The sequence below is a fragment of the Actinotalea caeni genome, assembly GCF_009733795.1.
Taxonomy (GTDB): domain Bacteria; phylum Actinomycetota; class Actinomycetes; order Actinomycetales; family Beutenbergiaceae; genus Pseudactinotalea; species Pseudactinotalea caeni.
In genome coordinates this window covers 13366-25359 of record NZ_WNXX01000005.1, presented here as the reverse complement: position 1 = coordinate 25359, position 11994 = coordinate 13366, and the positions used below count along the sequence as shown (strand labels likewise).

Sequence of the window (11994 nt, the reverse complement as noted above, 5' to 3'; positions counted from 1 at the left end):
GATGGCCGTCGTCGACGCGACCGGTTCCCGGCAGCAGGCCCAGCGGGTGCGGTGGTGGCGCGAGCTGTCGTGGCGCTACCTGATCGCCGTGGCGGCGATCCTCTACGCGATCTTCCCGATCGTGTTCGTGCTCTCGGCGTCGCTGTCCTCGCGCGGCACGCTGAGCGGCACCTCGGGGCTGTTCACCTCGGTCACCACAGTCCAGTACGACGCGCTGTTCGACACCCTGTTCTGGACGTGGATGGCGAACTCGCTGATCATCGGCGGGGTGTCCTCGGTCGGCACCGTGCTGATGGCGTCGGCGGCCGCATACGCGTTCTCCCGCTTCCGTTTCCGTGGCCGCCGCGGCACGCTCACGTTCCTGCTGCTGCTGCAGATGTTCCCGCAGCTGCTGGCGTTCGTCGCGATCCTGCTGTTGCTGCTCGCCCTCGGGCACGCGGTGCCGCTGCTGGGTCTCAACAGCAAGGCCGCGCTGATCGCGGTCTACTTCGGCGGCGCGCTGGGCGCGAACACGTTCCTCATGTACGGGTTCTTCAACTCGGTGCCGCGGGAGCTCGACGAGGCGGCGCGCATCGACGGCGCCTCGCACAGCCGTATCTACTTCACGATCATCCTGCGGCTGGTCGCGCCGGTGCTGGCGGTCGTGGCGCTGCTCGCGTTCGTCGGCTCCTTCAGCGACTTCATCATCGCCCGCGTGGTGCTGACGCAGCAGGACCAGCTGACGGTCGCCGTCGGGCTCTACCAGTTCGTGTCCGGGCAGTTCGACGCGCGCTGGGGGATCTTCGCCGCCGGTGCGGTGATCGCCTCGATCCCGATCGTCGTGCTGTTCCAGTTCCTGCAGCGCTACATCGTGGGTGGGCTGGTCGCCGGCGCCGTCAAGGGCTGACGGCGTCCCGCGCCTCGCGGGTCGACGGCGTCGCGGCCGTCGGGCGGGTCAGTCCCGCTCGGCGTCGTCGCGACGCAGCCGGGCCCACACGGTCGTGTCGTGCGGCACGAGCACCTCGCCGTCGAGCCCGCCGCCCAGCGGGCCGCTGGCGTGCAGCACCTCGACGTCGCGCAGCGCGACGGCCTCCGCGCCGAGGTTGGCCAGCACGAGCAGCTCGCGGTTGGTGAAGGCGAGCACGCGCTCGGCGGTGCAGTCGGGCAGCCCGTCGACCCACGCGAGCGAGCCGGTGCCGAGCCGGAAGTCGCGGCGCAGCCGCAGCGCGGTGCGGTAGGTCTCGTAGGTCGAGCCCGGCACGCCCTTCTGCGCGTCGACGGCGAAGCCGCCCCAGTCCGCGGGCTGCGGCAGCCAGGTGGCGCCGGTGGGGGAGAAGCCGAACGCGGGTGCGTCGGCCTCCCACGGCAGCGGCACGCGGCAGCCGTCGCGACCCTTCTCCGCCGCGCCGGTGCGGAAGAAGGCGGGGTCCTCGCGGACCTCGTCGGGCAGCGTCGTGTGCTCGGGCAGCCCGAGCTCCTCGCCCTGGTAGAGGTAGGCGGAGCCCGGCAGCGCCAGCATCAGCAGGGCGGCGGCGCGCGCGCGGCGCAGCCCGAGCTCGGCGTCGGGCTGCGGGTCGTCGGCCCCGATGCCGTTGGGGCCCTTGCCGGTCTCCGGCAGCCCGAGCCGCGAGCTCGCGCGCACGACGTCGTGGTTGGACATCACCCAGGTGCAGGGCGCCCCGACGGCGTCGCTCGCGGTCAGCCCGTCGGTGATCGCCTCCCGCAGCCGGGTGGCGTCCCACGGCGTGGTGAGGTAGTCGAAGTTGAACGCCTGCTGCATCTCGTCGGGGCGCGTGTAGGCGGCGATCTTCTCCGGGGTGTCCGCCCACGCCTCGGCGACGAGGCAGCGGTCGCCGTCGTAGCCGGCGAGCACCTGGTGCCAGCGGCGGTAGATGTCGTGCACGCCCGGCTGGTCCCAGTAGGGCGAGGGGCCCGGGTCGTGCCCGGCGTCGTCCTCGTCGTCGCCGCTGACCATGTCGGTGCGGTGGCCCCAGTCCGGGAAGGACTGGTCCTTGACGAGCCCGTGCGCGACGTCGACGCGGAAGCCGTCCACGCCACGGTCCAGCCAGAACCTCAGCACCGACTCCAGCTCGGCCCGGACCTCGTCGTTCTCCCAGTTGAGGTCGGGCTGGGTGGCGTCGAAGAGGTGCAGGTACCACTGGCCCGGGCGGCCGTCGGCCTCGGTGACGCGGCTCCAGGCGGGGCCGCCGAAGACGCTGCGCCAGTTGGTGGGCGGCTGCTCGCCGCCGGGCCCCTTGCCGTCACGGAACACGTACCGGGCACGCTCGGGCGAGCCGGGCGCCGCGGCGAGCGCGGCCTGGAACCACGCGTGCTCGCTGCTGGTGTGGTTGGGCACCAGGTCGACGATGACCCGCAGCCCCAGCCGGTGCGCCTTCTCGATGAGCGCGTCGGCGTCGGCGAGCGTGCCGAAGCGCGGGTCCACCGACCGGTAGTCCGCGACGTCGTAGCCGGCGTCGCGCTGCGGCGAGGTGTAGAAGGGCGACAGCCACAGCGCGTCGACTCCGAGCCGGGTCAGGTGACCCAGGCGCGCCGTGATGCCCGGCAGGTCGCCCAGGCCGTCGCCGTCGGAGTCAGCGAAGCTGCGCGGGTAGACCTGGTAGATCACCGCGCTGCGCCACCACTGCGCCTCGGCCGTCGCGGGGTGCACGAGCGTCGTGGTCGTGAGGGCCTCGGGGTCGAGCGCGGGGGAGGTCGTCGTCACCACCTCATTGTTCCCGCGGCCTCTCGGCGACGCAAAACGCCGAGCGGGGGTCGGCCGGCGCCCGACGTGCCGATGCCTACCCTCGGACGGTGGTCAGCCCCGTGAAGGTCTCGCCGGTGGGCGCCGAGCTGCGCCGCTGGCGGCAGCGACGGTCGCTGAGCCAGCTCGCGCTCGCGACCGCGGCACAGGTGAGCACACGGCACCTCAGCTACGTCGAGAACGGCCGGTCGACGCCGTCGGCGGACCTCATCCTGCGGCTCGCCGCGGTCCTGGACGTGCCCGAGGCGGAGCGGGACCGGCTCCTCGTCGCGGGCGGCTTCGCGCCGCGCGGACCCGCCCGGGGCCTCGAGGCGGACGCGGTCGCCGCGGTGATGGCGGGTCTGCGCCGGCTGCTCGACGCGCACGAGCCCTACCCGGCGCTGCTCCTGGACGACCGGTGGGACGTCGTCGACACGAACGCCGCCGTCGACGCGCTCGTCGCCGGTAGCCACCCGCGGCTGCTCGAGCCGCCGCTCAACGTCGTCCGGCTCTGCCTGCACCCGGACGGCCTCGCCCCCCGGATCCGCAACCTGGCCGCCTGGCGGGCGCGGCTGCTGCACCAGCTCGACCGCCGGATCGCGCGCGCTGCGGCGCCGGCAGCTCTGGTCGCGCTGCGCGAGGAGGTGCGCGGCTACCCCGGTGCCGAGCCGGACCCGGGCGCGCCGCCGCTCGGCCCGGTCTCGCTGCTGGAGGTCGAGAGCGGTGGGCAGCTGCTGCGGCTGGTGAGCGTGGCGACCCAGGTCGAGGACGCCGGTGACGCCGCGCTCGCCGGCCTGCACCTGGAGACCTTCCTGCCCGCCGACGACCTCACGCGTCGACGGCTGCTGGGCTGACCGCGCGCGAGCCGTCGGCTGCCGCCGCCTCCCGCATCTCTGCCGCGGCCGCCGCGGGTCGGTACCCCGGGGCGACGCCGTCGACGACGACGATGTCGCCGTCGATGTGGCGCGAGCGCAGGGGCGCGATCGCCCGGTAGCCGGAGGAGTCCCACCACGCGTGGGCGGCCTCGAGGTCGGGGAACCCGACGACGACGACGCCACCCTCCCAGGTGCCCTCGAGGACCTCGTGGCGCGTGCCGTGCACGAGGAACTCCCCGCCGTAGGGCTCGAAGGTCGCGACGACGCGGTCCATGTAGTCGGCGATGTCGGTGTGCGGGTAGGTCGGCCGCAGGTGGCCGATCACGTACGCGGTCACGGTGGCTCCTCCTCGTGCGTCGGGTGGGGTACCCACGCCACGGTGCCGGAGGCGTCGCTCGACGTCGATGACCTCGGAGGTCATGCGCCGTCACCGACGGCGCGGTCCGGTCGCGCGACCGCAGCAACTAGGCTCCTCGGGGTGACCTCCAGCATGCGTTCGGGCGCCGAGCAGCCGGGGGCCGGCTACGCCGGGAGCGACGTGCAGCGGTGGTTCCCCGAGCCCGCGAAGCGCGCCAGCCGCACCCCGTTCGAGCGTGACCGCGCACGTGTGGTGCACTCCTCGGCGCTGCGGCGCCTCGGTGCGAAGACGCAGGTGCTCGGGCCGGGTTCCGACGACTTCGTCCGTACCCGGCTCACGCACTCCCTCGAGGTCGCGCAGGTGGGGCGCGAGCTGGGCAAGTCCCTGGGGTGCGACCCCGACGTCGTCGACACCGCCTGCCTGTCGCACGACCTCGGCCACCCGCCGTTCGGGCACAACGGCGAGAACGCGCTCGACCTCGTGGCGATGTCGATCGGCGGCTTCGAGGGCAACGCCCAGACGTTGCGGATCCTCACCCGGCTGGAGCCCAAGACCTTCACGCCCGACGGCGTCCCGTGCGGTCTCAACCTCACCCGCGCCTCCCTGGACGCCGCCACCAAGTACCCGTGGTTCAGCGGCGAGGGGCCGGTCGGCTCCGACGGTCTGGTGACCGCGAAGTTCGGGGTCTACCACGAGGACGCGGAGGTGTTCCGCTGGCTGCGCGAGGGCGCCCCGGCGGGGGTGCGGTGCCTCGAGGCGCAGGTGATGGACCTCGCCGACGACATCTCCTACTCGGTGCACGACGTCGAGGACGCGATCGTGCTGGGCCGCGTCGACCCCGGCATGCTCACGACAGCCGCCGCGCACGAGAAGGTCGTCACGCAGGTGCGGGACTGGTACGACCCGGACATCTCCGACGACGAGCTCGGCGACGCGCTCGACCGGCTGGTCGCGCTGCCGTACTGGGTGACGGCCCACGACGGCAGCCGCCGCGCGCTCGCCGCGCTCAAGGACATGACCAGCCAGCTGATCGGCCGGTTCTGCGACGCCGCTGCCGCCGCCACCCGCGCCCGCTACGGCGAGGGCCGGCTGGTCCGCTACGACGCCTCGATCGTCGTGCCGACCGAGATCCTCGCCGAGATCGCGGTCCTCAAGGGGATCGCGGCCGCCTACGTGATGGCGCCGCGCGAGGACGAGCCGGTCTACCACCGGCAACGGGTCGTCCTCGCCGAGCTCGTCGAGGTCCTCGCCGAAAGGGCCGAGGCGGCGCTGGAGCCGATGTTCCTGGCCGACTGGCGCGAGGCCGCCGACGACGCCGCCCGGCTGCGCGTTGTCATCGACCAGGTCGCCTCGCTCACCGACCTGTCGGCCTACGCCTGGCACGCCCGTCTCTGCGGGCCGCGCGATCCCGCCTGAGGGCGCACGAGAGACGGCTCCGCCGGCTCGAGCCGCGTCTGCGGCGTCGGCCCGTGTGATCCGTGCGCGCGCGGCACGCCGGCGTGCGGGTCCGACCGCGGGTCCTCGAGGTGGGCGTCGTGCGTGCGGAATCGACCGCGTGGGCGGGTTCTGCGCGTGGAGGTGGGTGTCGTGTGTGCGGAATCGACCGCGTGGGCGGGTTCTGCGCGCTGATGGGCCCGTGCGCGTGCGGGGCTTGGCCACGCGGGGCGTCGCGCGTCTCCCGTGGCGACAGTCCGCCGCGGTCCGGCCCGTCGGGGGCGCGTAGCCCGCCTCCCGACCCGCCCCCGGGACGACGGCGAATGGTCGGCCTTGACAGTATGGTCGGGAATGGCCGACCATACGGGAATGGCCGACAACAAGCCCGGCGGGGCGCCGCCGTCGACACCCGACTACGAGCTCGACGAGATGCTCGAGCTCGACGACCCGGCGCAGTACCGGGCGCTGTTCGAGGACACCCGCAAGGAGATCGTGTCGTTGCTGCTGGAGCGCGCGGCCACGACGTCGGAGCTCGCGGAGGTGCTCGGCAAGCCGAAGGGCACGGTCGGCCACCACCTCAAGGTGCTCGCCGACGCCGGCCTGGTGCGGGTCGTGCGCACCGAGCGGGTCCGTGCGCTGGAGGCCAAATACTACGGCCGTACCGCGCGGGTGTTCCTCTACCAGCGCGAGCACGAGGCCGTGGGGGAGGAGGAGCGCGTGCTCGCCCAGGCCGCCGCCGAGATCTCGCACGCGCCGGGCGGCGAGCTGACCGCGAACATGCGTTACGCACGCATCTCGCCGGAGCGGGCGCGGGAGTGGGCGCATCGCCTCAACGACCTCGTCATGGAGTTCGCCTCCCAGCCCGCGGAGGGCGACGTCACCTACGCGCTGGTGTTCGGCGTCTACGCGACCGAGCGGCCGCCCCTGCGCCACCAGGAGGACGCATGAGCACCACCGCGACCCGCGCGCCGCTGGGCGCCAACTACCGCAAGCTGTTCGCCTCCGCCACGGCGGCGAACCTCGGCGACGGCCTCATGAGCGTCGCGATGGTGTGGCTGGCCTCGGCCGTCACGCGCGACGCGCTCGCGATCGCCCTCGTGGGCGTGGCCAGCCGCATCCCGTGGTTGCTGTTCAGCCTGCCCGCGGGCGTCATCACCGACCGTGTCGACCGACGGCGGCTCGTCGCCTGGATGGACGTCGTGCGCGTCGTGGTGGTCGCGGCGCTCGGTGCGGTCGTGCTCCGCTACCAGCAGGACCTGCCGACGCCGGAGCAGCTGGCGGCCGGTGCACCCGAGCCGGCCAGCGGGCCCCTGCTGGTGGCGGCCCTGTGCGCGGCGTCGCTGCTGCTCGGCTGCGCCGAGGTGCTGCGCGACAACACCGCCCAGACGCTGATGCCCTCGGTGGTGCGGTCCGACCAGCTCGAGAAGGCGAACGGGCGCATGTGGGCGGCCGAGACCACGATGAACAGCTTCGTCGGCCCGCCGCTCGCGGGCATCCTGCTCGCGGTCGCGCTCGCGGTGCCGTTCCTCGTCAACGCCGGCCTGCTCGCGGTCAGCGCGGCGCTGGTGTTCGCGCTCGTCGGGACGTTCCGCCCGCGCGGCGAGGACGTCGAGCGCAGCCGCCGCATCGACTGGAAGGGCGAGATCGGGGAGGGGTTGCGCTGGCTGTGGAGCCACCGGCTGATCCGCACGCTCGCGATCCTGCTGGGGATCCTCAACCTGCTGAGCAACATCGCGTTCGTCGTCAGCGTGCTGTTCGTGCAGGAGGTGCTCGGTCTCTACGAGGGCTGGCAGTTCGGGCTGGTGACGACCGGGTTCGCCGCGGGTGCCGTGCTCGGCTCCCTGCTCGCCGAGCGCGTCACGGCGCGGCTCTCGCCGGGCACCGCGCTGGTGGTCTCGATCGTCGGCATGGGGGCCGCGACGACGCTCATGGGCCTGCTGCCGTGGGCGGTCGCGTTCTGGCTGTGCGGTCTGGTCGGCGGCGTCTTCATCGTCGTGTGGAACGTCATCACGGTCTCGTTGCGGCAGCGGCTGATCCTGGACCGGCTGCTCGGCCGGGTGAACTCGGTCTATCGGTTCTTCGGCTGGGGCACGATCTCGATCGGCACCGTGCTCGGTGGCGCGCTTGTGACGCTGGGGGAGGGTGTGGTGCCGCGCGAGTGGGCGCTGCGCGGCGTCTTCCTGCTCGCCGGCGTGGGCCACTTCCTCGTGCTCGGCTACGCGCTGCGCCGCGTGAGCACCGCCGAGATCCGCGCGGCCGAGGCCGCCGCGGCAGCCGAGACCGGCGTCGCCGACGACCTGCCCGACGCCGGTCAGCACCTCGACGAGCAGGTGGCCGACGGCGTGCCGGGCCCGGCAGCCGGCACCGCGGCGGGGAACGTGGACGGAGCGAGTCCGGCCGTGCGGGAGCAATAGACTCGCGCCATGGCAGGCCGGATCCGCAGCGACGACATCGCGGCGGTCCGGGAACGGGCGCGGATCGAGGAGATCGTCGGCGCCCACGTCACCCTCAAGGCGGCGGGCGTCGGCTCGATGAAGGGCCTGTGCCCCTTCCACGACGAGCGCACCCCGAGCTTCCACGTGCGGCCGCAGGTGGGGCTGTGGCACTGCTTCGGCTGCGGCGAGGGCGGCGACGTCATCTCCTTCGTCCAGAAGATCGACCACCTCTCCTTCACCGAGGCGGTCGAGCACCTCGCCGGCCGGGTGGGCGTGCAGCTGCGCTACGAGGACGGCGGCAGCGCGCGGCCCGGCATGGAGCCCGGGCGGCGGCAGCGGCTGCTCGAGGCGCACCGGGTGGCGGCCGAGTTCTACGTCGAGCAGCTGGAGTCGCCCGAGGCGAGCGTGGCGCGCGAGTTCCTCGCGGAGCGCGGCTTCGACCGCGCCGCGACCGAGCCGTTCGGCGTCGGGTACGCGCCCAAGGGCTGGGAGTCGCTGAGCCGGCACCTGCGCGGCCGCGGGTTCACCGAGGCCGAGCTGGTCACGTCGGGCCTGGCGTCGAAGGGCAACCGCGGCGCCTACGACCGGTTCCGCGGCCGGCTCGTGTGGCCGATCCGGGACACCACGGGCGACGTCGTCGGCTTCGGGGCCCGCCGCCTGTACGAGGAGGACCAGGGGCCGAAGTACCTCAACACCCCGGAGACCCCGCTCTACCGCAAGGCGCAGGTGCTCTACGGCATCGACCTCGCGAAGCGCGAGATCGCACGCCGCAAGCAGGTCGTCGTCGTCGAGGGCTACACCGACGTCATGGCGATGCACCTCGCCGGTGTGCCGACGGCGATCGCGACGTGCGGCACCGCGTTCGGTGCGGAGCACGTGCGGGTGGTGCGGCGGCTGCTGGGCGACGGCGTCGGCGGCGCCTCGGGCGTCATGCTCTCCAGCGGCGCGGCGGTCGGCGGCGAGGTGATCTTCACGTTCGACGGCGACGAGGCGGGCCAGAAGGCCGCGCTGCGGGCCTTCAACGAGGACCAGCGGTTCGCCTCGCAGACGTTCGTGGCGGTGGAGCCGAGCGGGATGGACCCCTGCGACCTGCGGCAGCAGCGCGGCGACGCCGCGGTGCGCGAGCTCGTCGCGGCGCGCGAGCCGCTGTTCGAGTTCGCGATCCGCTCGGTGCTGCGGCAGGTGGATCTCGGCACCGCCGAGGGGCGCGTGGCGGGCCTGCGCACGGCCGCGCCGGTGGTGGCCCGGATCCGCGACCACGCGCTGCGCGGCGAGTACGCGCGCGAGCTCGCCGGCTGGCTCGGCATGGACGAGGTGTCGGTGCGGCAGGCGGTGCAGCGCGCCGGGCGCGAGGACGGCCGGCCCCAGGAGCGACGCACCGGTCCGGAGGACCGCGGTGAACCGGCGCCCCCGCCGCAGCAGCAGCGCCCGCGGTCGGACGACCCGGTCGTGCGCCTGGAGCGCGAGGTGCTGGTCGCGGTGCTGCAGCTGCCGCAGCACGCGCTGGCCGCCGGCTTCGACGACCTCGGTGCCGACACCTTCGCCGTGCCCGCCCACCGCGCCGTCCACGACGCCATCCGCGCCGCGGGCGGGGTCGCCGCCTACGGCGCGCTCGTCGAGGAGCTGACGGCGCGCGGAGCCGGGACGTCAGCGCCCGCCCAGGCGGTGGCGCAGTGGGCGGAGTCGGTGCGCGAGTCGGCCGGGCCGGTCGCGGGGATGGTGACCGAGCTCGCGGTGGCGCCGCTGCCGGAGGATCGCCCGGAGGCGATCGGGCCGTGGGCGCGCGGCGTGCTGCTCGCGCTCGTGCGGCTGGGGCTCAACCGCCAGATCGGCGAGATGAAGGCCCGCCTGCAGCGCACCGAGCCCGACGACCCGAGCTACCAGACCACGTTCGCCGAGCTGATCGCGCTCGAGCAGCGCCGCAGGGCGCTGCAGGGGGAGTAGCGCCGGGAGCGCGGCGACCTCGGGGTCGTGTGGTGGTGGCCGAGACCCGCGGGACCGCAGAGCCCGTGCAACAGCGTGCGCCCACGGCGTGCCGATCCCGCACACATCACTCGCACACCTGTTCGAATGGTCGTGTGACAGGAGAGGGACGCCACCCGGACCGGGTGCCGCTGCACGAGGGTGCCTTGTCGTTGCCGCCGGCGGCGGTCGGCCAGCCGGTGCGGCCGCTCGACCCGCCGGTCCCCGTGCTGGTGTGGGTGCCGCGGGCGCGGTTCGGCTGGGCGCGGCTGGAGGCCGTCGCCACCGCCTACACCCCGACGGCCGGTCACGTCCGCTACCGCGACGAGCACGGCCGCGAGGGCGTGGCGTGGGTGTGGGCGGGCGCGATCACGCGCCGGTGAGCGGCGGGCGGGCGATGGGGCTGCGGGGGAGTGACGCCGTCGTCGTCCCGCTGGTGAAGCTCCCCCGACTGGACTCGAACCAGTAACCTGCCGATTAACAGTCGGACGCTCTGCCAATTGAGCTACGGGGGATCGCCCGGACGATCATAGCGGTCTCGCGGGGGTGCCCCGACACACGCGCTTGCGGCGCTCGTCACACCCGCCGGCGGCTCACAGGCCGACGGCGTCGCGCAGCCGCGCCTCGAGCGCGTCGACCTGCGTCTCCAGCTCGGGGCCGGGGCGGAGGCGGCCGACACCCAGCACCTGCACCAGCAGGCTCCCGTCGGGCCGACGGCGCACCGCGCCGCGCAGGCTGCCGCCGCCACGCGCGCGCTCGGTCTCGACGTGCACGACGCTGGCGTCGACCCGTTCCCGGAACGCCAGCGGGAGGGTCTTCGGCGACTCACTCCGCGTCGTCAGCGGCACCGGGGTCGCGTCGCCGACCCAGTGCACGGTGAGAGTGTGGCTCTCGCCGTCCCACTCGCCGCGCTCCACCTCGAACCATGGCCGGCGCCACTGGAGCCCGGACTCGGCCACGAGCGCGACCTCGTCGCGCGTCAGCACGAGCCAGCGGCCGTCGTCGAGCGCCTCCGCGACCATGACCTTGCCGGGGACGGACCGGCCCACCCAGGCCGGCGGCTTGCTGCGCTTCTCCACGGCTCCAGTGCATCACATCGCGACGCCGGCACCTGCCCGGCGCGGGCCGCTCAGGGGCGACGGCAGCCGCACTAGGGTGGGAGGCCGTCGGCCCCAGTAGCTCAGCCGGTCAGAGCAGCGGACTCATAATCCGTCGGTCGTGGGTTCAAGCCCCACCTGGGGCACCACCCACGGTTCACACCAGGAAGCGACGCTGCTGGTTGAGGTAGCGGATCTCGCCCTGCACGGTGTCGGGGCCGCGGTCGCCGTCGATCCCGAACGGGTACAGCCCCTTGCCGGCCAGGAACTGCTGCAGCGCCTTCACCGACTCGACCGCGAAGTCGCCGTCGAGCAGGAGGTGCTCGGCGTAGAAGCCCCGCCTGCGCAACCAGCGCTGCATCGCGAGGTCGAGGTCGTCGTCGGTGAACCCGATGCTCGCCATCAGCGTGCGCCACGCGCGCAGCGAGGACGGCGTGTGGTTGCCTGCGACCGGCAGGTCGCGCATCGGCCGCGCGTCCGGCGACATCGTGACGACCTGCTCCTCCGCGCTCGCCATGCCATGCGACCCGGCGTGCACCACCACCCCGTGGTAGTCCTCCGACCAGCCCCGGTAGCGCATCCCCCAGCGCCGCGTGAGGTCGTCGATGGACACCTTCGCCACCGTGCGGTTCCGCCCGGCGGAGGTGCTGATGCAGAACCCGCCGCCCACGCTCAGCGCGATGTGGTCGGCGTTGACGTTGGGCCCGGCCAGGATGTCCCAGAACACCGGCACGCCGGCGGGTGCCGCCATCTCGGGGTGGCGCCGGGTCGTCGCCTCGAACGCCAGCCGCGCGGAGGCGTACCTGGCCGGGAAGCCGAAGCACGACCGCACGAACGCCTCGCAGCGCCCGGTGAACTCCCGGCCGGCGCCGACCTTGCCCGACGCGAACCCGATGCGCTGCTCGACGCTCGCGATGCTCATGTGCCCAGCTCCTCGAAGGTGTCGTCCGCCGGGATTACCGGCGGTGATCCCGGGATCTCCTCGAACGGCGTCGCGACCACCTCGGTCACGACGTCGTCCCACCTGACCTCGCTCGTCGCCGCCTGCGTGTCGGCGAGGTCGCCTGCCGGTGTCGTCATCTCGAACCTCCCGCTCGTGCACCGTCAGGTGTCA

Annotated in this window: 12 protein-coding genes and 2 tRNA genes; 8 read left to right on the top strand and 6 right to left on the bottom strand. The window is 73.8% G+C overall.

The window, feature by feature from the left end; genetic code table 11:
* Window position 1: 1 nt before the first annotated feature.
* Window positions 2–886 (top strand): sugar ABC transporter permease, encoded by an 885-nt coding sequence (locus tag GPA02_RS05900; protein WP_156198978.1) that lies wholly within the window; start codon window positions 2–4, stop codon window positions 884–886.
* A 48-nt stretch (window positions 887–934) separates the two neighbouring features.
* Here GPA02_RS05900 and GPA02_RS05895 read toward each other — a convergent pair whose 3' ends face one another.
* Window positions 935–2701, bottom strand: a complete 1767-nt coding sequence (locus tag GPA02_RS05895) for a glycoside hydrolase family 13 protein (RefSeq protein ID WP_156198977.1) — start codon at window positions 2699–2701, stop codon at window positions 935–937.
* An 89-nt stretch (window positions 2702–2790) separates the two neighbouring features.
* Here GPA02_RS05895 and GPA02_RS05890 point away from each other — a divergent pair, with 89 nt between their 5' ends.
* Window positions 2791–3573: a helix-turn-helix domain-containing protein gene (locus GPA02_RS05890; protein ID WP_204986514.1), complete on the top strand. Its 783-nt coding sequence runs from the start codon at window positions 2791–2793 to the stop codon at window positions 3571–3573.
* Here the strand turns inward: GPA02_RS05890 and GPA02_RS05885 are convergent.
* Window positions 3548–3931: a DUF1330 domain-containing protein gene (locus tag GPA02_RS05885; RefSeq protein WP_156198976.1), complete on the bottom strand. Its 384-nt coding sequence runs from the start codon at window positions 3929–3931 to the stop codon at window positions 3548–3550. The genes GPA02_RS05890 and GPA02_RS05885 overlap by 26 nt on opposite strands.
* Window positions 3932–4084: 153 nt before the next feature.
* Here GPA02_RS05885 and GPA02_RS05880 point away from each other — a divergent pair, with 153 nt between their 5' ends.
* The 5 genes from GPA02_RS05880 to GPA02_RS05860 all read left to right on the top strand — a co-directional run bounded on the left by GPA02_RS05880 (window position 4085) and on the right by GPA02_RS05860 (window position 10166).
* Window positions 4085–5368, top strand: coding sequence for a deoxyguanosinetriphosphate triphosphohydrolase (locus GPA02_RS05880; protein ID WP_156199162.1), 1284 nt, complete (start codon window positions 4085–4087; stop codon window positions 5366–5368).
* Window positions 5369–5755: 387 nt separating this feature from the next.
* Window positions 5756–6334: an ArsR/SmtB family transcription factor gene (locus GPA02_RS05875; protein ID WP_156198975.1), complete on the top strand. Its 579-nt coding sequence runs from the start codon at window positions 5756–5758 to the stop codon at window positions 6332–6334.
* Window positions 6331–7800, top strand: coding sequence for an MFS transporter (locus GPA02_RS05870; protein WP_156198974.1), 1470 nt, complete (start codon window positions 6331–6333; stop codon window positions 7798–7800). The genes GPA02_RS05875 and GPA02_RS05870 overlap by 4 nt, the downstream gene beginning before the upstream one ends.
* Window positions 7801–7809: 9 nt before the next feature.
* Window positions 7810–9765 (top strand): DNA primase, encoded by a 1956-nt coding sequence (gene dnaG, locus GPA02_RS05865; protein WP_156198973.1) that lies wholly within the window; start codon window positions 7810–7812, stop codon window positions 9763–9765.
* A gap of 134 nt (window positions 9766–9899) precedes the next feature.
* Complete coding sequence (locus GPA02_RS05860; protein ID WP_156198972.1) at window positions 9900–10166, top strand: hypothetical protein; 267 nt, start codon at window positions 9900–9902, stop codon at window positions 10164–10166.
* A gap of 59 nt (window positions 10167–10225) precedes the next feature.
* Here the strand turns inward: GPA02_RS05860 and GPA02_RS05855 are convergent.
* Window positions 10226–10298 (bottom strand) — tRNA-Asn (locus GPA02_RS05855).
* Between the two features lie 78 nt (window positions 10299–10376).
* Complete coding sequence (locus GPA02_RS05850) at window positions 10377–10862, bottom strand: hypothetical protein (protein ID WP_156198971.1); 486 nt, start codon at window positions 10860–10862, stop codon at window positions 10377–10379.
* A gap of 90 nt (window positions 10863–10952) precedes the next feature.
* On the opposite strand from GPA02_RS05850, the gene GPA02_RS05845 reads away from it, so the two are divergent.
* Window positions 10953–11029 (top strand) — tRNA-Ile (locus GPA02_RS05845).
* A gap of 8 nt (window positions 11030–11037) precedes the next feature.
* Here the strand turns inward: GPA02_RS05845 and GPA02_RS05840 are convergent.
* Together GPA02_RS05840 and GPA02_RS05835 are read right to left on the bottom strand one after the other, a co-directional pair.
* Window positions 11038–11802, bottom strand: coding sequence for a peptidoglycan-binding domain-containing protein (locus tag GPA02_RS05840; protein ID WP_156198970.1), 765 nt, complete (start codon window positions 11800–11802; stop codon window positions 11038–11040).
* Complete coding sequence (locus GPA02_RS05835; protein WP_156198969.1) at window positions 11799–11960, bottom strand: hypothetical protein; 162 nt, start codon at window positions 11958–11960, stop codon at window positions 11799–11801. Before GPA02_RS05835 ends, GPA02_RS05840 begins: the two co-directional genes overlap by 4 nt.
* Window positions 11961–11994: the final 34 nt, after the last annotated feature.

What these genes read in the sequence shown, in the direction of transcription:
- GPA02_RS05900 (WP_156198978.1), top strand. Translation starts at nt 2, where the DNA reads ATGGCCGTCGTCGACGCGACCGGTTCCCGGCAGCAGGCCCAGCGGGTG.
- GPA02_RS05880 (WP_156199162.1), top strand. Translation starts at nt 4,085, where the DNA reads ATGCGTTCGGGCGCCGAGCAGCCGGGGGCCGGCTACGCCGGGAGCGAC.
- GPA02_RS05875 (WP_156198975.1), top strand. Translation starts at nt 5,756, where the DNA reads ATGGCCGACAACAAGCCCGGCGGGGCGCCGCCGTCGACACCCGACTAC.
- GPA02_RS05870 (WP_156198974.1), top strand. Translation starts at nt 6,331, where the DNA reads ATGAGCACCACCGCGACCCGCGCGCCGCTGGGCGCCAACTACCGCAAG.
- dnaG (WP_156198973.1), top strand. Translation starts at nt 7,810, where the DNA reads ATGGCAGGCCGGATCCGCAGCGACGACATCGCGGCGGTCCGGGAACGG.
- GPA02_RS05840 (WP_156198970.1), bottom strand. Translation starts at nt 11,802, where the DNA reads ATGAGCATCGCGAGCGTCGAGCAGCGCATCGGGTTCGCGTCGGGCAAG.
- GPA02_RS05835 (WP_156198969.1), bottom strand. Translation starts at nt 11,960, where the DNA reads ATGACGACACCGGCAGGCGACCTCGCCGACACGCAGGCGGCGACGAGC.